This is a genomic window from Brevundimonas sp. GN22, from assembly GCF_054824005.1.
Map to the genome: position 1 here is coordinate 1 of NZ_JSYD01000050.1, position 19,831 is coordinate 19,831.

Sequence of the window (19,831 nt, forward strand, 5' to 3'; positions counted from 1 at the left end):
CATTCGGAACCAAGGAAGGCGAAGGGTGCCGCCAGCGCGCCGGTCGATACACCCGTCACCACATCAAATACAGGGCGGGTTCCGGAGTCACTCCAACCCACCAGCAGTCCCCCGCCATAGGCGCCGTTCGCGCCGCCGCCCGACAGAGCCAGCAGGTTGGTCTCGTTGCGGTCGGCCATCAGGTTGCCGAACTCGTTCAGGAAGTCGGTGACGCGTGCATCGACGCTGGCCTGCGCCTGCGCCGGCGTGACACCCGCCTTGGGATCATTCAGACGCAGCGGGCCATCGGGCCGGTCAAGCGTGCCGCACGCTGCGAGGCTTGCGGTCAGTGCGAGAGTGGCTAGGGGACGGAGCAGAGAGCGCATGGAGTTCCCAAAGTGATCGGCGTTAAGGCAAGTCTTTAATGCCAAGCGTTGCCAATCGCTATCTGTTCCCCAAATTGGAAATAGGCGTCATGATTTTGCACGACGTAACCGAATGAAGGAATGGCTGTTGCCCCTTATCCGACTGATCCTGAACCTGCTGTGGTTTTTCACGGGTGGCTTTGCCACGGGATTCGCATGGCTGTTTGGAGGGCTTTTGCTGTTGCTGACCGTCGTCGGCGCGCCGTGGGCCTTTAGCGCGTGGCGGATTGCTTCCTACAGCTTCTGGCCCTTCGGGCGCGAGATCGTCTGGCGTGATCCGGATGCCAGCGTCGTCGGTGTAGGCTGCCTGGGTATCGGCATGAATGTTATCTGGCTGGTATTGGCGGGATGGTATCTGGCGATTGGCCACATCCTCGTGGCCGTGCCCCAGTTCATCAGCATCATCGGTATCCCGTTCGCGCTGAAGAATCTGGAGCTGGCCAAGCTGTCGCTGGCTCCGGTGGGGCGGATGATCCGCCCCAAGAGCTAAACCGCTCAGGCGGGCGGGCTGTCTTTCTGGAGCGCGCGAGCCAGTGCCGGTCGCTGGCTAATGCGCTCCAGATAGTTGTCATAGGGTTCACCGGCGGGCATCGCCGCCCGGTACCACTGCAGCAGACTCCCAAACAGGATATCCAGTGCCGAGAAATCGCCGAGGATATAGCCGCCGTCCTTGATGGCCGCGCTCCAGCGGCGTTCCAGCCCAGCATAGGCTTCATTCTGAACCGGCGACCAAGTTTCAGGGCTGCCCGAGCCCAGAACGCCTTCTACGACGCCGCTGTAGAGGCCCAGCCATGAGAAGTATTCTGCGCGGCGTGGATGGGTCGGTGTAGGCGCGAGATTGGCTATGCGGAAACGGTCGGTCAGGAAAGGAAAGATCAGCGCGGACTCGATCAGCAACTGATCGCCGACCTCGATCGCGGGCACCTGTTTCAAGGGATGGGGGTTATTGCCATCAGGGCCGCCCGAGCCATCCATCCTGCGGATCGTCACATAGTTGACCCTGTAATCGGCCCCGAGCTCCTCCAGCAGCCAAAGCAGTCTCGTCGAGCGCGTTTGCGGAGAGTGGTGGACGATGATGGACATGGGCTTCCTCGGTATTTTGTATTGTTTTGCCGCATCCTAACGCCGTTCGAGCGGTCGTGCGAGACAAGAAAAAGCCCCGCCGGAACGGTCCGGCGGGGCTTCTTTTTCGGAGTGAACCTTCGAAGGCTTACTTCGGGGAGATCATGTTTTCCGGACGGACGTACTGGTCGAACTCTTCGTTCGTCAGGTAGCCACCGCCGACAGCTTCTTCGCGCAGGGTGGTGCCGTTCTTGTGCGCGGTCTTGGCGATCTTGGCGCAGGCGTCATAGCCCAGCTTGCCGTTGAGTGCGGTGACCAGCATCAGGGAGTTTTCGAGGCCACGCTTGATGTTGTCTTCGCGCGGCTCGATGCCAACAACGCAGTTGTCGGTGAAGCTGATGGCAGCGTCGGCAACCAGACGGACCGACTGCAGGAAGTTGTAGGCCATGACCGGGTTGAAGACGTTCAGCTCGAAGTGGCCTTGCGAGCCAGCGAAGGTCAGGGTGGCGTGGTTGCCGAACACCTGAGCGCAGACCTGAGTCAGCGCTTCACATTGGGTCGGGTTGACCTTGCCCGGCATGATCGAGGAGCCCGGCTCGTTTTCCGGCAGGGCGAGTTCGCCCAGACCCGAACGCGGGCCCGAACCGAGGAAGCGGATGTCGTTGGCGATCTTGAACAGCGAAGCGGCAACGGTGTTGATCGCGCCGTGCGAGAAGACCATGGCGTCGTGGGCAGCCAGAGCTTCGAACTTGTTCGGAGCAGTGGTGAACGGCAGGCCGGTGATGGCGGCGATGTTTTCAGCGACCTTTTCAGCGAAGCCGACCGGAGCGTTCAGGCCGGTGCCGACAGCTGTACCGCCTTGCGCCAGCTCCATCAGCTTCGGCAGGGTCGATTCAATGCGCTCGATGCCGTTGGCGACTTGTTGGGCGTAACCACCGAACTCTTGGCCCAGCGTCAGAGGGGTCGCGTCCTGGGTGTGGGTACGGCCGATCTTGATGATGTGGGCCCAGGCCTTGGCCTTGGCGTCCAGAGCAGCGTGCAGGTGCTTAAGGGCCGGGATCAGGTCGTTGACGACCTGCTCGGCGCAAGCGACGTGCATTGCGGTCGGGTAGGTGTCGTTCGACGACTGGCTCATGTTGACGTGGTCGTTCGGGTGAACCGGCTTCTTGGAGCCCATTTCACCACCCAAAATCTCGATGGCGCGGTTCGAGATGACCTCGTTGGCGTTCATGTTCGACTGGGTGCCCGAACCGGTCTGCCAGACGACCAGCGGGAAGTGGTCGTTCAGCTTGCCTTCGATGACTTCGTTGGCAGCCTTGATGATGGCGTCAGCCAGACCTGTGTCCAGCTTGCCCAGATCGCGGTTGGTCTCGGCGGCGGCGCGCTTGACGATGCCGAGGGCACGCACGACCGGCAGCGGCTGCTTTTCCCAGCCAATCTTGAAGTTACCCAGCGAGCGTTGGGCTTGGGCACCCCAATAGCGGTCGGCGGCGACCTCGATAGGGCCAAAAGTATCGGTTTCGGTACGGACGTTGCTCATCACGAACTCTCAGACGTGGCGGGAAGTTGGTTGGGGGTGTAGCACTTGCCGCCGTCAGGGCAAGGGAACTGACCTAAGGAAAAGGTACGAGTGCGTGACGCAGGGCTGGATCGGAACCGGAAAGGTACGTGCGCGTGAAGATGGCGACGCGGTCGAGATCATCATCGACGGCCTGACGACACAGGCAAAATACTACAAGCCGCTGGTGTACGAGTTCATGCGCAAGGATTGGCAGTCACGCCCTGCGTGGGGTGACCACGTGGTGGAGATTTTGATGGAACACGTCGGCGACCCGCCGTGGATGGACCTCGACAATCTGGCCAAGGCCCTGCTTGATTCCATCAAAGGCTATCTGTTCCACGACGACAGTCAGGTCGCGCGCCTGCTGGTCGAGCGGTTCGAGGGCGAGCGCGAGCGGATCATCATCCGCAGCTATCCGCGTCAATCGAAGGGCGGGTAACGCTCGAACGAGGGCAGGTGGTTCAGATCGGCCATCCAGCCGATACGTTCGGCGGTTTGTATCTGGCCTCCTAGTGGAATGACATCCGGGTTGTCCAGCGTGGCGGATTGCACGTCGATCATGCCAGGGAAAATCGTCTCGTTCAGATAGAACAGGCTGGTACCGCAATTGCCGCAGAACAGTCGTTGTGCGTCGGGCGACGAGGCGTAGCTCTTGGGCTTGCCGGAAATGCGAATGTTATCCCGCTTCACCAAGGCCCAAGATACGGCTGGCGCGCCCGAGGCGCGGCGACAATCCGTACAGTGACACAGCGCGTGATGATCAACCTCTGCGGTCATCTCATAGTGGATCGACCCACAATGGCAGCGTCCTGAAATCATAACCCTTCCCCCCTCTTGGTTCTTCTTTTGTTCTAATCGGTCTCAGCGAACATTGCGAGCGGAATGTTCATCCCGAAGAGTGTGTGAAGCGCAGGAGTGGCAGCCGGAACTGCATTTCCGAACCCACGAACAGTTGTGGCTCTGACGGGGTGTCGATTTCCGCCTCGGCTTCGCGGCGCGCGACACAGGCCCGCGCCGACTGCGCCAACCCCAGAAAGTCGTCCGCTGTGGGGAGGTTTTCCAAAATACAGGCGTCGAACCAGGGATAGGTCTCGCCTTCGCCGCAGCCGAACGAAGACCGGTCGCGTCGCGCCGCCGTAAGGATCATACGGTTGGGGGCCTTCAGCGCATCCACAAACGATCCCGAATAGCAGGCTGACAGCACCAGCACCGTCGGGCGCGCCTGGCACCAGCGGCGGAGCATGACGGCCAGGTCGACAGGCGTGATGCCCTTGGTGTCTCCGAAAACGATCTCTCCGGGCACGCCGTGCGATGTCATATAAAAGAAGCAGCCACCCGTACCGCTGGACAGTGTGTCGCCCAACTGGCGCAGGGCCTCGGCAGGGGCTGCGGCGTCTCTCTTGGCAGGGTTCAGCGTAATAGAGCGATGATGAGCAGAGGGCATGCCTGCTTTGACAAAGGCGCTCGACAGGTCACGCCGCGCATTATCGAACGCTTCAATCGGCCTGCCGTCTCCGTCGCGCCAATCCCCGGCGATTACGACCGACGACCAACCGTCCAGTCTGGTCTGGGCCTGACCGGAGACGGCAAGACAGAACGATACTGCAATCGCACTCGCACAGGCGAGCACCTGTTGGATAATCCGTAACGACACCTACTGCCCTCCCGAGTAGCCATGCCGACAAAGATACCGGCCGGCCCTGTGTGGGACCGGCCGGCGTCAGATTACCGAAATATGCAAGGGCGCAAAGCCCAAAGCTTAGCTGGAGGCGTTTGAAATCATGGTCTGGATGTCGGCCGGTTTCCGGATGTCGCTGCCGGGAGTTTTGAGAACCTCCAGCTTGCCGCCCTGCCAAAGCCCGACCTCCAAAGCCTTGGTCTGAGGATTGACCAGCAGATAGGCGGCATCCGATCCGCCCTGATGAGGCTTATTGCCACTCAGATAAAGAACATCTCCGTCCTGCTGCAGCGGACTTTCAACCTGCATATTGGTTTTGAAGGCGTCGAACTTGTCGCCCAACAGGACTTTCAGCGGTTGGCTGATCACGCTGTTTTCCAGCAGGCCGCTTTGTGACGGATACTTGCCGTTGGCCGACTGGAGTGCGGCCCATTCGCCGGTGATCGGGGCAGAAGGGACTGAAGGCGCGGGAGCAGGTGTCGTTTCGCTGACCGCAGCGGGCGGCTCGGACGCGGGTGCAGGGGCGTTCGCATCACCACAGGCTGTCAGTAATAGACAGGTGCCTGCTGCGGCAAGAACGGTGAGGCGGGGGAGGGTCAGGCTGTACATAAATCAACTCCACATCGGCGCAGGGGCACGGAGGTACCGGGGCACCGATGTGGAAACGGGTATGACAGCGCGGCGGTTGCCGTTATTTTTTGCGGAACTGGTCCAGCGAAACGACCTTGGCTTCGCCGCCTTCACCCGACGGCGCGGCGGGCGCAACTTCCGGGTCACGCACAGGCGTGGGCAGCGGCGCGATCTCGGCCTCTACGATTTCCGGCTCGTCGAACTGCAGCATGAACTGCACGCTCGGGTCATAGAAGCGCACAATCGCGTTGTACGGCACATTCAGAACCTTGGGCGCGCCGCCAAATTTCAGCATGACGCTGAACTGGCTGTCGGAGACTTCGAGGTCCCAGTACTGGTGCTGAAGGACGATGGTCATCTCGTCAGGGTATTTCGCGGCAACATCATTGGGCAGGGTAACGCCCGGAGCGCGCGTCTTGAACGTGATGTAGAAATGGTGGGCACCGGGAATGCCTTCCGGTGACGCAGCACGTTCGAGCGCCATGCGGATAACCCCGCGCAGAGCATCCTGAGCCAGCTGCTCATAGTTCATATCGTCGATCGGTGGTTGCTGATCAGTCATGGCTGGCCTCAAAACTCGCGTTGCGAAGTGTTAGCGATGTGTGGGCCGCGATGAAAGGTGCAGTCGTCTGTCAGACGCGCTTTTCAGCAAATAAGTTTTGATGGAAGTGGTGGGTTTCTGTTGGCAGGCACCCACCGAGCCCCGCCTAAGGATCTGAACCCCTAGGACTTAGATCGGAAATTCACCGAACTGCGTTACGCAGCGAGGCGGACTTCACCAGCGAAGTTATCGTTCGCATTTAGTTTAAATAGCCCGATACGATGAGCCACGTCGGGCGAAAGCAACCTCTTTACACGTCCGTCGATGCTAGTCGGCCCCATACTCGCCCCGCCGATAACTCAAGGAGGAAAGAGAATGGTGGAGCCGCCGGGATTCGCACCCGGGTCCGGTCCGCTTATTACAAGCGCGTTTATCGCCATAGTCCGAGCAAGCCCGAACACCTTGAATATAGAGACGCTTTTATCGTCTCACAAGGGGCGTGGCGCAGGGATGTGGCGGGGCCAGTCGCGCTGCTGGTTGCGGAACCAGGTCAGCTGGCGTTTGGCATAGTTGCGGGTGGCCTGTTTCATAGCGTCGGTGGCGTCTTCGCGAGACATTTCACCGGACAGCCATGCGGCAATCTCGCGCACACCGACGGCCTTCATGGCCGGCAAGCCAGCGTCCAGATTGCGGGCCATCAGACGCGCGACCTCTTCGACTGCGCCGGTATCCAGCATGATATCTACGCGGTGGTCGCAGTTGGCGTAGAGAACATCGCGCTCGGGCTCGACGATGATACCGCGCCATTCGTGCTGGTGGAGAAGGGGACGGGTGTTGGCTTTCCAGTGGCTTAGGCTCTCGCCGCTGGCCTGATAGACCGACAAGGCCCGTACCAACCGTTGGCGATCCGACGGAAAGATGGTCTGTTCGCTTTCGGGATCAACGGCGCGCAGTTCGGCGCGGAAGGCGTCCTCGCCGATTTGGTCGTAGTGCGATTGTACGTGGTCACGAACCGAAGTCGGCACTTCAGGAATATCGGCCAAGCCTTTGGTCAGGGCGTTAAAATAGAGACCCGTGCCGCCCACGATGATGGACGGGCGGCCCTGCGAGCGAGCTTTAGCGAATTCGTCCAGTGCAGCTTCAGCCCAGCGACCCACCGACCAACCGTCGGCGGCATTCGCGACGCCATAGAGGCGGTGTTCGGCCAAGGCTTCATCCGCACGCGAGGGGCGGGCGCTCAAAACATCCAGATCGGCATACAGTTGCTGACTGTCGGCATTGATAATGACCGCGCCGGACTCCAGCGCCAAATCCAGCGCCAGCCGCGACTTACCCGAGGCGGTCGGCCCTGCGATCAGGGTGATGGCTGGCGATGAATCGTTATTGGACAATGGTTCAGGCTCGCGGTTCTCTTCACACGGCGATAGAAGGCCCTCAACGACGCGGCAAGTCCCGCGAACGTATTGCTGGAGTTTCCCTTGATCGACCGCGCATCTGTCATCGCCGTTCTTGATACCGTCATTGACCCGAAATCCGGGCAGGGGCTCATGGCGTCGGGCATGGTGCAGGGTTTGGTCGTGGATCAGGGCCGTGCAGGCTTTGTGCTTGAGGTCGCAGCGCAGGATGCCCCGCTTTATGCCCCGGTGCGCGACGAGGCAGAGGCCAAGCTTAAGGCGCTTGAGGGCATGGATCGCGTGTCGGTGATCCTGACCGCCGAGGCCGTCGCAAAACCCGCACGCCGTACTGCCAGCCTTTCGACCGCAGCGGTCGAGCAGACCAAGCCCAAGGCACCCGTTCCGACCGAACGTCCTGCCCATGTCAAACGCGTGCTTGCGGTGGCCAGCGGCAAGGGCGGGGTGGGTAAGTCCACCGTATCCGTCAATCTCGCTGCGGCACTCGCTAAGCGGGGCCTGTCGGTCGGTATTCTGGATGCCGACGTCTACGGCCCGTCCATGCCGACGATGATGGGGATATCGGGCAAGCCTGACTATGTGGACGGCGCAATCGTCCCGCTGGAAGCTCATGGCCTGAAGGCCATGTCGGTAGGCCTTTTGACCAAGGGAACAGACGCCATGGTATGGCGTGGTCCTATGGCATCCCAGGCTATCAACCAGATGCTTAGCCAAACCCGCTGGGGCACGGCCGAACAGCCGCTGGATGTCTTGGTGGTCGATCTGCCGCCCGGTACGGGGGACGTTCAGCTGACCCTTATCCAGAAGACGCCGCTGGACGGCGTGGTCATCGTCTCGACGCCGCAAGAGGTTGCGCTATCCGACGCGCGCCGTGCGCACACGCTGTTCGAGAAGGTTGGTGTCCCGACGCTGGGTCTCATCGAGAATATGAGCGGCGACATTTTTGGGCGCGGCGGAGCGAAAGCCGAAGCCGAGAAACTGGGCGTACCCTATCTGGGTGATCTGCCGCTGGATGCCAGCGTGCGGGAGGGAGGTGACGCGGGGACACCCGTCGTCGTGGCCGTTCCGTTTGGCGATATCGCGAGCCGTTTCGACGCGATTGCCGAAAGCTTGGCTAAAACCTTGAATAGCTGAGCCGTACGTTTACCATAACCCTTCGTTGAAATCGCCAGTCTGCGATTCACGCTTGCAAAAAGGCGATGCATCTCTGTGCGTTGTCGAGCGTTCAGTCAGGCCAAGTCACCAGGGAAAGGAGCTTTCCGTGAACGAAAAAAGTGTGCTGCGGAAATCGCCGATGGCTTCGCCAGAGGCACCGGTCAAGGCTGACAAGCCCAAGACAAAGGTCACCGCGTCCAAGTCGCTACGGGACGAGTTTGCAATGGCCGGGCTGGATCACGCTACCAGCGTCTATACCAAGATGACGATGACCGAACTGGATCGTCTGATGGGGCGCAAGAACTACTCCAAGGACGAAGCGATCGCCCGTCTGGCCTATAATATGGCCGACGCTATGCTGGTCGCGCGGGAAATTTAATTTTCCCTCTTCCCTAAAGGCCAAGGCTCACCAACTCTCCTATCTGCATTCGAAGGAGATACGTTCTGTGAGCCTCGACCTATTGTTCCAGCCATTCACCATCAAGAACCTGACCCTGCCGAACCGGCTGGTCATGGCACCGATGACGCGTTCGTTCTCGCCGGGTGGCATTCCGACTGACGAAGTGGCTGCTTACTACCGCCGTCGTGCCGAGGCCGACGTGGGCTTGATCGTGACCGAGGGGACGGTGGTTGACCGGCCCGCAGCGCGTAACGACGAGAACGTGCCGATCTTCTACGGCGACGCCCTGCCAGCCTGGAAAAAGGTGGTCGATGAAGTTCACGCCGCCGGTGGCCATATCGCTCCGCAAATCTGGCACGTCGGTTCCGCCCGCGGGCAGGGCGCAGACTGGAAGCCCTTCGGCAAGGTCGACAGCCCGTCGGGCATGACGGCACCGGACAAGGTCAAGTTCGAGCCGATGACCGAAGAGGACATCGCCGACACCATCAGTGCTTTCGAAAAGTCAGCGGGACACGCGCGCGAGCTGGGTTTCGATGCGGTCGAAATACACGGAGCCCATGGGTACCTGATCGACCAGTTTATGTGGGACGGTTTGAACCGCCGCGACGATCGGTGGGGCGGTAAAACCCTGTCTGAACGCAGCCGTTTCGCTATCGAGGTCATCAAGGCCGTCCGGCGCGGTATCGGCGAGGATATCCCGCTGATCATGCGTCTGTCGCAGTGGAAACAGCAGGACTATACGGTCCAGATGGCCAAGACGCCGGACGAGATGGCCGCGTGGCTGCAGCCGATGGCCGAGGCCGGTGTGGACGTCTTCCACTGCTCGCAACGCCGCTTCTGGGAGCCGGAGTTCGAGGGTTCGGACTTGAACTTTGCCGGATGGGCAAAGAAGCTGACGGCCAAACCGACGATCACGGTCGGGTCGGTTGGTCTGGATGGAGAGTTCCTCGCCAGCCTGACCAAGGGTGAAGGTGCCCACAAGTCGGACCTCAATGAACTGCTGCGCCGTCTCGAACGTGAAGAGTTTGATCTGGTGGCCGTGGGCCGTGCGTTGCTGGCGGACCCACAGTGGGCCTCCAAGGTGAAGGCGGGCAAGTTCGACGAGACGGTCGACTTCGACCGCAAGCACATGATGAACCTGTACTGATAGAAAAAGGGCCGCTCGAAAGAGCGGCCCGATTTCTTTGCGGTTTAGCTGATGGGCTCGACCACGACGGCGGTACCATAGGCCAATACTTCGGTGGTTCCGGGCATGATCTCGGTGGCGTCATAGCGGACAGCGAGAATGGCATTGGCCCCCATCTCGGTGGCGTGTTTCAGAAGCTCGTCATAGGCTTCCTGACGAGCCATTTCAGCCAGTTTGACATAGGCACCGATACGACCGCCGAACATGGCGTTCACGCTACCGACGAAGTCAGCCACGGCATTGCGGGACCGCACCGTCACTCCACGCACCATGCCCAACTGGCGCACAACACGGTATCCGACAAGGTCGTTAGTGGTGACGATGATCATCGCAGTATTCCCGTTTTAGAGACGCTCCAGCGTCCGGAAGGTGAAGGCGTGATCGTCTTTCTCTGTGCCTTCATGAGGCTCGTTGAGAGTTTCTGTCCACGCGGATTCGTCAAAGGCGGGGAACAGCACTTCGCCATCGGGCGCGGCGTCCACCTCGGTGATGTACAGGCGCTTGGCCTTGGGCAGGGTGGCCTCGAAGATCGCCGCGCCACCGATGACGCAAACTTCGTCGACGCCGTCCTCCATTGCCTGTTCGCGCGCCATCGACAGCGCTTCGGACAGGGACGTCACGACCACGCAGCCCTTGGCGGCGCTGTGCTCATGGTAGGACTCGTCTTTGGTCAGGACCAGATTCAGTCGGCCCGGCAGCGGGCGCAGCGGCAGGCTTTCCCAGGTCTTACGGCCCATGATGCAGGGCTTGCCGATAGTCACAGCTTTGAAGCGCTGCAGATCGGATCTCAATCGCCACGGCAGATCGCCGTCTTTGCCGATAACTCCGTTGCGACCGCGCGCAACGACCAGTGCGATAGAGGGTAGGGGCAAGGCGTAGTCTCCAAACGGAATCAGGGGCGGGCGAACCCGCCCCCTTACGCCGTAAGGTTAGGCTTCTGGCTCCAGCAGATTCAAGCGGAACAGAACGCCACCGATTGCGGCACCGATCAGCGGGGCGACAATGAACAGCCAAAGCTGGCTAAGCGCTTGACCACCCACCAGAACGGCAGGGCCGAAGCTGCGGGCCGGATTGACCGAAACGCCCGTAACCTGGATGCCCACGATGTGGATGACGGCCAGCGCGATACCGATGGCGAGACCGGCAAATGCGCCATGACCCTTGCGGCCCGTCACGCCCAGAATGACGATCAGGAAGATGGCCGTGGCAACGATCTCGAAGATCATACCGGCTTGCAGACTGTAACCACCGGGCGATCCGGCTTCGAAGCCGTTCTGACCCAGTTGGGCAAAGCCTGTCTTGGCGATCATGCCAAGGATGAAAGCACCCAGAAGGGCACCGATGAACTGAGCTACCCAGTAGACCAGCATGTCTTTGGCCGACATACGACCAGCGACGAACGCACCAAAACTAACGGCCGGATTGACGTGGCAACCGGACACCGGCCCAATGCCATAGGCCATCGCGACGATGGCAAAGCCGAAGGCGAGGGCGATGCCCAACTGGCCAACGATATTAAACCCGCCGAGTACGGCAGCACCACAACCGAACAGAACCAAGACAGCAGTGCCGATAAGCTCGGCTGCGAACTTTCTGATCATGGAAAGCCTCCCATAGGCCTGTTCTGCCAGACGTTCCGGCAGAATCAGTCCCCGAGAGATGAATCAGTTGGCGGCTTTTGACCATCCACTGTTTCGTGAGTTTACGTTTGAGGCTTTAACCAGTTCAACCACTTACGCTGCATCGCATCTTCAATATCGATGTTGTTCATGGTGCAGTAAATCAACAGCATTCCGAGGACATCGGCGGCCTCGTCTGCTTGCGATTGCGTGTTCGGAACGCCCCGTGCGCGGCTGGTAAGGCGCAGGTGTTCTTGCGTCAGTTCGCCCAACTCTTCTTGCAACTTGAGCAGTGCCCAGTCGCGGTCGCGATTGATGGAATGTTCGCGCGCATAGATGTCAGAGATGCGCATAACCGCATCCTGTAGGTCTTTGATATTCATGATGTCTTTGGGTTTAGACCGAAACGGCGGCCTTGATGTGCGGCCACGCCTCATAGCCCGACAGGACAAAGTCCTCTGGGCCGAAAGCAAACAGGTCCGTGTGCGGCGCGATCTGCATCTGCGGGAAGGGCAGAGGCGTGCGCGTCAGTTGTTCGCGCGCCTGATCGAGGTGGTTTAGATACAGGTGTGCGTCGCCGAAGCTGTGCACGAAATCACCCGGTTCCAGACCCACGACCTGCGCCACCATCAGCGTTAACAGCGCATAGGAAGCGATGTTGAAAGGCACGCCTAAGAACACATCCGCCGAGCGCTGGTAGAGCTGGCACGACAGTTTTCCGTCCGCGACGAAGAACTGGAAGAGGCAATGGCAGGGGGGCAGGGCCATGTCATCGACGTCGGCGGGGTTCCACGCAGACACGATGTGGCGGCGGCTGTTCGGATTGGTTTTCAGGCCATGGACCAGCTTTTCGATCTGGTCGATGACGCGGCCATCCGGCGTCGCCCACGAGCGCCACTGCTTGCCGTAAACGGGACCCAATTCGCCCTCGGCGTCGGCCCATTCGTCCCAGATGCTGACCTTGTTTTCCTTCAGCCAGCGAATATTGGTCTCTCCACGCAGGAACCACAGCAGCTCGACAATGATGGAGCGGGTGTGCAGCTTCTTGGTGGTGAGAAGCGGGAAGCCTTTGGAAAGGTCAAAGCGGATTTGGCGACCAAAAACGCCCAGCGTGCCAGTGCCAGTGCGGTCCTCGCGCTGGATGCCGTTGTCCAGAATATCGCGCAGTAGATTCAGGTACTGCCACTCGGGATGGTCAGCGGGGGCCGCAGCAATGCGGTCGTGGAGATCGGCGAGGGCTGCGTGCGCGTTCATTCGAGAAGGATGCCAGCGAATCACCGCTCTTGTCAGTGGCATCGACCTACCTCTTGTGGACGATATCGATCACAAAAAGTTGGGCCCGCTAGCTGTGGCTAACGGGCCCGATTTAAGGCTTTGAAATGGCTCAAGTCCCCGGCGCGAGGCGCTCGTTCTGGACCCAGCCGATGTTGTCGTTGTCATCCATAACTTCCCACCAAACGCCTTCGCGTTTGCCGGTCGGATAGACGCGCAGGCCTTGTGGCAGTGCGCGCACAACCGATCCACCTTCCGGAGCCGTGCGCAGGGTGGACGGTTGCTGAACGGTATAGGTCTGGATCGGGGCTTCGGCCGCAGCGTTACCGCTCAAACCACCCAATTGAGTGACCATGTCGGTGTAGGCCTGAATGAACGAGGCAGCTACGATGCGACCGATCTCGGTGTTTTCGTACGCGCCGCCGCCCAGTGCACCAGCGCCAAAGCCGGCAGCACCGGCACCCCACGACATGTTGCTGCGCGAGGCATAGCCTTCGGTCACAGCCACAGTCTCGGAGGTGCGCACGCTGGTGAGGGACAGGACAGTGTTGGCTTCCTGGCGACGGGTGCGAAGGCCGCCTACGATGGCACCGGCGCGACCGCCAAGAGCGGCACCCGCCAGACCCGCTAGGGCAGAGCCACCTGCGTTATCGTTCTGGCTAGCGATTTCGCCGACCAGCACATAGTCGGCTGCACGGACTTGACCGCCGCCGATGTTCGAGCCGCGTTGCAGGTCGCCACCGGCGGCCATCTCGCGTTCGCGCTGGGCGACGCTCAGACCCGACCCGCGATCAACCAGAGTGAAGCAGCCCGAACGCTGAATGACGACACGCAGCAGCGACTGCGGCGGCGAAAGCTGCAGTTCACGCCAGTAGCTGGATTGTCCATCAGTGATGGTGATGGTTCCCAAGTTGGTCGTGCAGCGCGGGATTGCCGCTATTTGCTGGTCTTGGGCGCGCTGTGCACCGGTGCGACGGGACTGGGCGTCGGCAACCGACGGCAGACCCATGGTCAAAGCAATCGCGACAATGACGAGCTTCGAAGGCTTGGGGGACAAGAGGCATCTCTCCGCTAAAGACGTGTCGGGTATTATTTGCATGATCATACGGGACATAAAACACCTTTATGCCACATTTGGTATCTGGTCCGTAAAAGTTACTTCACACGGTCCTTGAGGATCCAACCGGTCGAGCCGTCCGACGTACGGACCTGAACCCATTCGTCGGTTTCCTGTCCGGTAGAGGTCACGAGGGCACCGGCCTGAACGGGGGCCGTGGCGGTCCCCAACGGTGCGTCGCGAAGAACCGCGGTGCGGGCAATCTCCAACGACTGGCCAACGCTACCGGAGGTGACAGCTGCAGCGGGGCGGGCCGGAGCCTCGGTGTCTACGGGCGCAGGATCGGCACTCATGACTGGGCGCGAGGGCACGTCTTCAATAGCGACGGGCGCTTCGGTTGCGGATGCGCGGGCGCGTTCGCGGGCCATTTCCAGCTCGACTTCGCGGCGGGCTTCGGCGCGGAGGCGGGCGGCTTCTTCAGCACGCAGGCGTTCGCGGCGCTCCGCCTCGCGGTTCTCGGCTTCGGTGACACGGCGCTCTTCGGCCAAGCGCTCGGTTTCAGCTTCCTGAATGGCCTCGCGGTTTGCGAGAACGATCTCCGGCGTGTCGGAACCCGTACCGCCAAGACTTACGACCAAGTCGGCGTAGGCCCGTACCAGTGCAAGCGCGACGACCTTGCCTTCGTCGGTTGATTCGTACCCGCTGCCGATGCGACCGCCGAAGTGATTGTCGCGGATGCGCAGACGACGCAGTTCATCTTTGTTAGCGGTGCGACGGGTGTAGCCGACCTGTTCAGCGAGAGGCACGCTGGCGATCGACATAATGATCTGGGCGTCTTCTTTGCCCTTAGCCAGATCCTTTTGCAGGTCCTTAATGGCGTCAACCGAGCGGTTGCTGAGCGCCTGTCCGACCTGGTTACCGGCTATATTGGCACCGAAGTTCAGCAGTTCGCCCATGCCCTCAGCCGCACCCGATTCCTGCGTCATGGCAGCGACACCGGCTTGGAGCAGCATACGGCCGCCGCTGGCAGCCAGGCTGCCGAGCAGGCCGCGGCTGCGGTCGCCTGTATCGGCGTCGATAGTGTTGGCCAGTTCCGCGGCGATCACAAAGTCGGCCGTGCGAATCCGGCCTGCTGCCCCCAGACTGCGTTCGCGCTGGACCGCTGCCAAGCCTGCGCCGCGTTCAATCAGTCGAAAGCAGCCAGATTCGCGCACTACGTGGCGTAGAACATCGACGGGAGCGCCGAGTCCCATCTGTTGGAACATGACGTCCTGTTCGCCGGCCACGCTCAGTGTGCCGAAGCTCTGGGTACAACGCGGGATTTCGTTGATGACGTTGGTCTGGGCCGCATTGTTGTTGCGACCCAGCGAGAACATTTGCGCCGCCGCCGTCTGTGGGATCGCGAGAACGAAAGCAGCAGACGAGAGAAGAGCGAGGCGATGCAATGTCATGGTAAGCTCGTAACAGCGGCGTCAGAAACGCCAACCGCATAGCTTAGCCATATATTTGCCACAACCCGCGACGGGCGATCGTCAGCCGGAAAAACCGCCAGATTGAAGGAATTCAATCTCTTGTGGTGTGGTTTCACGACCTAAAGACGTATTGCGATGCGGAAAGCGGCCAAACTCGGCAATGACGTCACGATGGATCACTGCATAGTTGTAGGTATTTTCGTGCACCGCCGGATCCAGCATATCGACGAGGTCTTGCTGGTCTTTCAGGGATTCTGAATGCATCAGCGGCATGAGAATGAACGGCTGGAGTTCAGTCGCCACCTGTTTGTGAAGTCCGGCCGCGATGGCTTTCTTTGCTAGCGCCAGCGCCAGACTGTCGGTGGCAAACATGTGGCCCGTGTTGCGGAAGGCATTGCGCGGAAGCTGATCCAGCAGGATCATCAGGGCCAGTACGCCTTCACCGGTCTGCATCCAGTGGTCTAGTTCGCGACGCGCGGCAGCATAGTGGGCCGCAAGGAATCGCGACTTGAACGCTTCGTCGAAGGCGTCGTCTTTGGTGAACCACTTCTCAGGACCGGCCTCGATCCAGAACTGGACGACTTCGGCGGCGGCGAGCAGGGGGGAATGATTTTCGGCCATATGCCATCATAGCCAGCGCTCAGCCTACAGCAATGCCGCGCCCTAGGGGGCGAGATAACATGGCGAGATAACATATAGATTTTTAGGGAAAAGATGGTCGGAGTGGCAGGATTCGAACCTGCGACCCCCGCGTCCCGAACGCGGTGCTCTACCAGACTGAGCCACACTCCGACTTGTTCTCGAAGCGGTGGGGCGCTGCCCGCCGCCGAGGTGTGGGTGTATAGCCACCCTCTTTCTGTGCTGCAAGAGCCAAAATAGCAGTTTTAAAAAAAGACGTTGCTCGATGAAAATTTCTGCAATTTCAGCAAGAAAGGGGCTTGCGAAACAAAAAGCTCGCGAGTATCAACCACACATCGCCGGGGCGCACTGCTCTCCAGCGGTTCACCGGAAACGGTGGGGAATGGTGTAATGGTAACACTACGGTTTTTGGTACCGTCATTCTAGGTTCGAGTCCTAGTTCCCCAGCCATCCGGTTCAAAAGGCCGCCCTTCGGGGCGGCTTTTTTGCTTTCTGGCCCCCGCAATCCCATAGGCGCGGGAGAGGCAGTTCCGGCCTGTGGCTTTAGTCTTCTGGCAGATCATTCGCAGGAGATGTCGACATGGCCGGTCACAAAAAACTCGTTGTCGTGGGTGTAGCCTCAATCCTACTGATGGGTGCCGGAGCCAGCGCCATGGCTTTGCGCGCTGATCGCACCGCAATGCCGGTTCGGCCGGTCATGATGAAACACGCTGCTGGTGAATCGCCCAGTTCACGCGCGAATGACGCTATTCCGGCGATGTCCTCATCTCAGTCTGCGACTTCGCCGGTCATTCCAGCTGAGTTGCGCGCACATTCCGAACGAATCCGCGCCATTTGGACCGACGGGGCCAATCTTGCGGACCACTATGTCCAGTTCACCGTGCCATGCGACGGCAATGATTGCCGCGAACTGCTGGTCGGCAACTTGATGACGGGCGAGATCGTGCAAACCGGGATGGGATTCGCGCAGATGCCTGATCTGACCGCATCTTCTTCGCAGGACAGCGCCCGCCTCGTCCTGTCGTGGATCAATGTGGCTGGGGCCAACTGCGCGCGTGCCACTTATCGCTGGACCGGCGAACAACTGGCGGCTGAAAGTGATATCGAAGAGATCCCCTATGAAGACGCAGGCTGCGACCGTGGCTTGGCGGAGCACTAAGCCAACTTAACCGTCGGAACGAACCCGCGCGCAGGCGATTGAAGGTCTGCAGAGGCTTTGATCGGAGTGGGATATGGCGGACAGCCGTCTGGATCGTTTGGAACGACTGAACCGGTTGCGCGAAAGGGGAGCCCTGACACAGCAGGAGTTCGAACGTGAAAAGCTCTTGCTTGATATGCCATCGCAAGAGCCGGTCGCCGCGTCCCGATCGGGCGGTTCATCTAAAGCGCTACTTCTCGTTTCAATCGCAGCACTGGCTGTCGTTGCGGCGGGCGCTGTGTTTCTACTGACGCAGAATCGGGAACCCTCCGTGGTTCGTGAAGCGGCACCGACTGTTGTGCAGCCCTCGGTCCAGGCACCGACCACGACCAACGCGCCAGAAGCGCAGGCTCAGCCGGTGGAACCTATTGCGCCAGCACAGCGTCCGGCCGACCCGCTTGTCGCGCCACAGCCTGCGGTTGCCGAACCCAATCTAACGGGCGGCTTCTATGACTATCGCACCCGAATTCGAGAGGGTTGGCGAGGGCGCCCGAATCTCGCGGGCGAGTATGTCGTGATCCGTTGGGGCTGCGGTTCGGGGTGCACGACGGGCGTTGTCGGAAACAAGCGCACGGGCGAGCTTCATTGGCTTGAATTGGGCGGCGAAGACTATCCGTACCTGCAACTGCAGTTCGGTGCGGGCGGGAATAATGTTCTGGCAACGTGGCGCGAGGATTCGCACCTATGCGCGGCCCAGATGTTCCAGTGGAACGGGCGCAGGATGATTGCACAGGAACAGGCGGAGTTCCGTAAGACGCCGGACGACGACTGCTCCATCTAGGCGAGGTCTAAAAGCAAAACAGCCGCCGGATCGCTCCGGCGGCTGTTCGCTTGTTTGACTGCTGGCTTGCTTAGAACCGGAAGCTGGCCCGCAGCAGCAGAGTGTAGCGGACGTAGTCTTCGAGCAGCTCGGCATCGCCAGTGATCGACAGCATGCCCAGCTCGTTGCCGACATTCATGCGGAAGCCGAGGATCGGACCACCGCCTTCGATGCCCAGACCGCTGAGCTTGAACGAGTCGCCACCCGAAGCGAAGCGGGCGATGGTGTCGCCGGCATCGACCGAGAAGTTATGGCGGTAACCGACGCGGAGTTCTGGACGGATCCAGCCATCCTTGCCGAAGCCGTAGCCGATGTTCACAGCAGCGACGCCCGAGAAGATGTGGCCGTCGCGGTCTTGGATGTCGAGGTCGAAGCCATCACCACCACCGCGTTCGGTACGGGCGTCCTCGCTCAGCGAGAAGTACTCGGCATAGACTTCGGGGCGAACGTTCAGGCGACCGAAGTGCTTCTCGTAGGATGCGCCACCGGCAGCAGAAAGGGTGAAGCCGTTCCAGTCGGACTCGTTCTTCAGATTGATGCCATCAGCGACGAGACGACGGGTTGCGTCGAACCATGCGTAACCGGCAGCAGCACGAGCCCAGGTGGTCCACGCCTGACCCTGAGCGCGCCAATACAGGCCCATCTCGAGCAGGTTGGCGGACAGGACTTCTTCCGCAGCCGATTCAGGATCTTCAAGGTCCGAAGAGGTGAAGGCCACCGACAGACCAAGAGCGCCTGCCTTGGTGCCGCGTTCGATGCCGCCCGCGACGCCAAAGCCTTCCGAACGGAAGCCGTAAGTGTCGGTCTTGTCCTTGTCGGCGTAGAAGTTGATCTCTTGGACCCACGCGCTGGTTTCGCCCTGTGCAGCCGACGCGTTACGGCCCGTCAAGGCACGCGTTACGGCGTCAACACCGGCAGCCAGCGACATCAGCGGGCCACCGGAGTGGTCCGGCAGCATTTGCTCGTAGACGTCGAAGAAGCCGTCGCGGGTGGTCTGCGAAAGCAGGGCATTGCGGACCGTTTCGTTCTTGGACAGTCCTTCGTACAGAACGTCATAGGCGCTGGCTTCAGCGGCAATCATGCCGGCTTCCTGCGCAGTACGACGGCGTGCATCGATGAACACTTGGCCGTTGGCCACGTCCGAATCCACGCCCACCACATAGGCATAAGGCGAGTTGGTTTCCAGCGACGGAAGGTCGATCTGGCCGAGGTTCAGGGTGTCGGCATCAATAACGGTGAAGCGCGACGGCTCCTTGACCAGCGAGTTGAAGCGAACGCCAAGGCCTGCGCCATCTGCCAGAGTAGCGGTGCCATTGACCTTGAAGCCACCGTTGGTGGAGCTCGCCGGGTCAAGCGTCACAACCAGAGTGCCATCAGCACCGACGTTCAGGTCGGTCAGATTGGTCACGCCGGTCTGGCGTGCATCCAGCGTGCCCTTGCTGACGTTGATCGAAAGGTTGCCGTCGCCCGAGTTGATCGCACCCGTAACCACTGCACCGCCCGAAACCAGCAGGCGGTCGGCACCGTTGCCGAACGACAGGTCGCCGTTGACGGAGCCGTTACGGATATCCACCACATCGGCACCCGAGCCGAGGATGATGGCACCCGTCGTCGTGGGTTCCTTCGCGTCGGGCACGCCGTCCTTGTCGCTATCCGGCGAGGTTTCGCTGACGCCGCCGACGATACCGTCCTGAATATAGGTCAGGCCGGCGGTGTTGTTCGCCG

General features: G+C 60.6%; 24 protein-coding genes, 2 tRNA genes and 1 other RNA gene. 8 read left to right on the top strand and 19 right to left on the bottom strand.

What is annotated here, in order from left to right; genetic code table 11:
• A partial coding sequence (locus OB03_RS07740; RefSeq protein WP_461343742.1) for a patatin-like phospholipase family protein occupies positions 1–365 on the bottom strand: 365 nt, incomplete at its 3' end.
• A 112-nt stretch (positions 366–477) separates the two neighbouring features.
• Between OB03_RS07740 and OB03_RS07745 the strand changes: the two genes are divergently transcribed.
• On the top strand, positions 478–894 hold the full coding sequence (locus OB03_RS07745) for a YccF domain-containing protein (protein ID WP_461343743.1): 417 nt from the start codon (positions 478–480) through the stop codon (positions 892–894).
• 5 nt (positions 895–899) lie between these two features.
• Here the strand turns inward: OB03_RS07745 and OB03_RS07750 are convergent, their stop codons facing one another.
• Both OB03_RS07750 and fumC read right to left on the bottom strand, forming a co-directional pair.
• Positions 900–1,487 carry a glutathione S-transferase family protein gene (locus OB03_RS07750; RefSeq protein WP_242913262.1) on the bottom strand — a complete coding sequence of 196 codons (588 nt, stop codon included), beginning with the start codon at positions 1,485–1,487 and terminating at the stop codon, positions 900–902.
• A 127-nt stretch (positions 1,488–1,614) separates the two neighbouring features.
• Complete coding sequence (gene fumC / locus OB03_RS07755) at positions 1,615–3,006, bottom strand: class II fumarate hydratase (protein ID WP_461343744.1); 1,392 nt, start codon at positions 3,004–3,006, stop codon at positions 1,615–1,617.
• Positions 3,007–3,100: 94 nt separating this feature from the next.
• Between fumC and OB03_RS07760 the strand changes: the two genes are divergently transcribed.
• Complete coding sequence (locus tag OB03_RS07760; protein WP_461343745.1) at positions 3,101–3,466, top strand: RusA family crossover junction endodeoxyribonuclease; 366 nt, start codon at positions 3,101–3,103, stop codon at positions 3,464–3,466.
• Here the strand turns inward: OB03_RS07760 and OB03_RS07765 are convergent.
• From OB03_RS07765 to miaA, 6 genes are all read right to left on the bottom strand, one after another.
• Positions 3,448–3,846, bottom strand: a complete 399-nt coding sequence (locus OB03_RS07765; RefSeq protein WP_461343746.1) for a GFA family protein — start codon at positions 3,844–3,846, stop codon at positions 3,448–3,450. The genes OB03_RS07760 and OB03_RS07765 overlap by 19 nt on opposite strands.
• A gap of 67 nt (positions 3,847–3,913) precedes the next feature.
• Positions 3,914–4,681: a C13 family peptidase gene (locus OB03_RS07770; protein ID WP_461343747.1), complete on the bottom strand. Its 768-nt coding sequence runs from the start codon at positions 4,679–4,681 to the stop codon at positions 3,914–3,916.
• A gap of 105 nt (positions 4,682–4,786) precedes the next feature.
• The gene (locus tag OB03_RS07775; RefSeq protein WP_242913267.1) at positions 4,787–5,314 is read right to left on the bottom strand and encodes a hypothetical protein; all 528 of its coding nucleotides are present in this window, start codon (positions 5,312–5,314) and stop codon (positions 4,787–4,789) included.
• A gap of 82 nt (positions 5,315–5,396) precedes the next feature.
• Complete coding sequence (locus tag OB03_RS07780; RefSeq protein ID WP_461343748.1) at positions 5,397–5,897, bottom strand: SspB family protein; 501 nt, start codon at positions 5,895–5,897, stop codon at positions 5,397–5,399.
• A 105-nt stretch (positions 5,898–6,002) separates the two neighbouring features.
• Positions 6,003–6,374, bottom strand: a transfer-messenger RNA (tmRNA) gene (gene ssrA / locus OB03_RS07785).
• Positions 6,365–7,267 carry a tRNA (adenosine(37)-N6)-dimethylallyltransferase MiaA gene (gene miaA / locus OB03_RS07790; protein WP_461343749.1) on the bottom strand — a complete coding sequence of 301 codons (903 nt, stop codon included), beginning with the start codon at positions 7,265–7,267 and terminating at the stop codon, positions 6,365–6,367. Before miaA ends, ssrA begins: the two co-directional genes overlap by 10 nt.
• 87 nt (positions 7,268–7,354) lie before the next feature.
• Here miaA and OB03_RS07795 point away from each other — a divergent pair, with 87 nt between their 5' ends.
• The 3 genes from OB03_RS07795 to OB03_RS07805 all read left to right on the top strand — a co-directional run bounded on the left by OB03_RS07795 (position 7,355) and on the right by OB03_RS07805 (position 9,990).
• The gene (locus tag OB03_RS07795; RefSeq protein WP_461343750.1) at positions 7,355–8,422 is read left to right on the top strand and encodes an Mrp/NBP35 family ATP-binding protein; all 1,068 of its coding nucleotides are present in this window, start codon (positions 7,355–7,357) and stop codon (positions 8,420–8,422) included.
• A 127-nt stretch (positions 8,423–8,549) separates the two neighbouring features.
• A complete protein-coding gene (locus OB03_RS07800; protein ID WP_461343751.1) occupies positions 8,550–8,822 on the top strand; it encodes a hypothetical protein in 273 nt (90 codons plus the stop codon).
• A 67-nt stretch (positions 8,823–8,889) separates the two neighbouring features.
• Positions 8,890–9,990 (top strand): NADH:flavin oxidoreductase, encoded by a 1,101-nt coding sequence (locus tag OB03_RS07805; RefSeq protein ID WP_461343752.1) that lies wholly within the window; start codon positions 8,890–8,892, stop codon positions 9,988–9,990.
• 44 nt (positions 9,991–10,034) lie between these two features.
• Here the strand turns inward: OB03_RS07805 and OB03_RS07810 are convergent, their stop codons facing one another.
• From OB03_RS07810 to OB03_RS07850, 9 genes are all read right to left on the bottom strand, one after another.
• Positions 10,035–10,358: a YbjQ family protein gene (locus OB03_RS07810; protein WP_242913273.1), complete on the bottom strand. Its 324-nt coding sequence runs from the start codon at positions 10,356–10,358 to the stop codon at positions 10,035–10,037.
• 15 nt (positions 10,359–10,373) lie between these two features.
• Positions 10,374–10,901: a dihydrofolate reductase gene (locus OB03_RS07815; RefSeq protein ID WP_242913274.1), complete on the bottom strand. Its 528-nt coding sequence runs from the start codon at positions 10,899–10,901 to the stop codon at positions 10,374–10,376.
• A 57-nt stretch (positions 10,902–10,958) separates the two neighbouring features.
• Positions 10,959–11,630 (bottom strand): aquaporin, encoded by a 672-nt coding sequence (locus tag OB03_RS07820; protein WP_461343753.1) that lies wholly within the window; start codon positions 11,628–11,630, stop codon positions 10,959–10,961.
• A gap of 101 nt (positions 11,631–11,731) precedes the next feature.
• Positions 11,732–12,031 (bottom strand): phosphoribosyl-ATP pyrophosphohydrolase, encoded by a 300-nt coding sequence (locus OB03_RS07825; protein ID WP_461343754.1) that lies wholly within the window; start codon positions 12,029–12,031, stop codon positions 11,732–11,734.
• A gap of 13 nt (positions 12,032–12,044) precedes the next feature.
• Entirely contained in the window at positions 12,045–12,902 is an 858-nt protein-coding gene (locus OB03_RS07830) for a thymidylate synthase (RefSeq protein ID WP_242913277.1), read from the bottom strand.
• Positions 12,903–13,032: 130 nt separating this feature from the next.
• Positions 13,033–13,977 carry a CsgG/HfaB family protein gene (locus OB03_RS07835; protein ID WP_345791433.1) on the bottom strand — a complete coding sequence of 315 codons (945 nt, stop codon included), beginning with the start codon at positions 13,975–13,977 and terminating at the stop codon, positions 13,033–13,035.
• A gap of 98 nt (positions 13,978–14,075) precedes the next feature.
• Positions 14,076–15,428, bottom strand: coding sequence for an SH3 domain-containing protein (locus OB03_RS07840; RefSeq protein ID WP_461343755.1), 1,353 nt, complete (start codon positions 15,426–15,428; stop codon positions 14,076–14,078).
• 81 nt (positions 15,429–15,509) lie between these two features.
• Positions 15,510–16,070 (bottom strand): DUF924 family protein, encoded by a 561-nt coding sequence (locus tag OB03_RS07845; RefSeq protein ID WP_461343756.1) that lies wholly within the window; start codon positions 16,068–16,070, stop codon positions 15,510–15,512.
• A gap of 94 nt (positions 16,071–16,164) precedes the next feature.
• A tRNA-Pro gene (locus OB03_RS07850) sits at positions 16,165–16,241 on the bottom strand.
• Between the two features lie 223 nt (positions 16,242–16,464).
• Between OB03_RS07850 and OB03_RS07855 the strand changes: the two genes are divergently transcribed.
• The 3 genes from OB03_RS07855 (at position 16,465) to OB03_RS07865 (ending at position 18,067) form a co-directional block, all read left to right on the top strand.
• Positions 16,465–16,538 (top strand) — tRNA-Gln (locus OB03_RS07855).
• Between the two features lie 130 nt (positions 16,539–16,668).
• The gene (locus OB03_RS07860) at positions 16,669–17,247 is read left to right on the top strand and encodes a hypothetical protein (protein ID WP_242913280.1); all 579 of its coding nucleotides are present in this window, start codon (positions 16,669–16,671) and stop codon (positions 17,245–17,247) included.
• A gap of 73 nt (positions 17,248–17,320) precedes the next feature.
• A complete protein-coding gene (locus tag OB03_RS07865; RefSeq protein ID WP_461343757.1) occupies positions 17,321–18,067 on the top strand; it encodes a hypothetical protein in 747 nt (248 codons plus the stop codon).
• 70 nt (positions 18,068–18,137) lie between these two features.
• Here the strand turns inward: OB03_RS07865 and OB03_RS07870 are convergent.
• A partial coding sequence (locus tag OB03_RS07870) for an autotransporter outer membrane beta-barrel domain-containing protein (RefSeq protein WP_461343758.1) occupies positions 18,138–19,831 on the bottom strand: 1,694 nt, incomplete at its 5' end.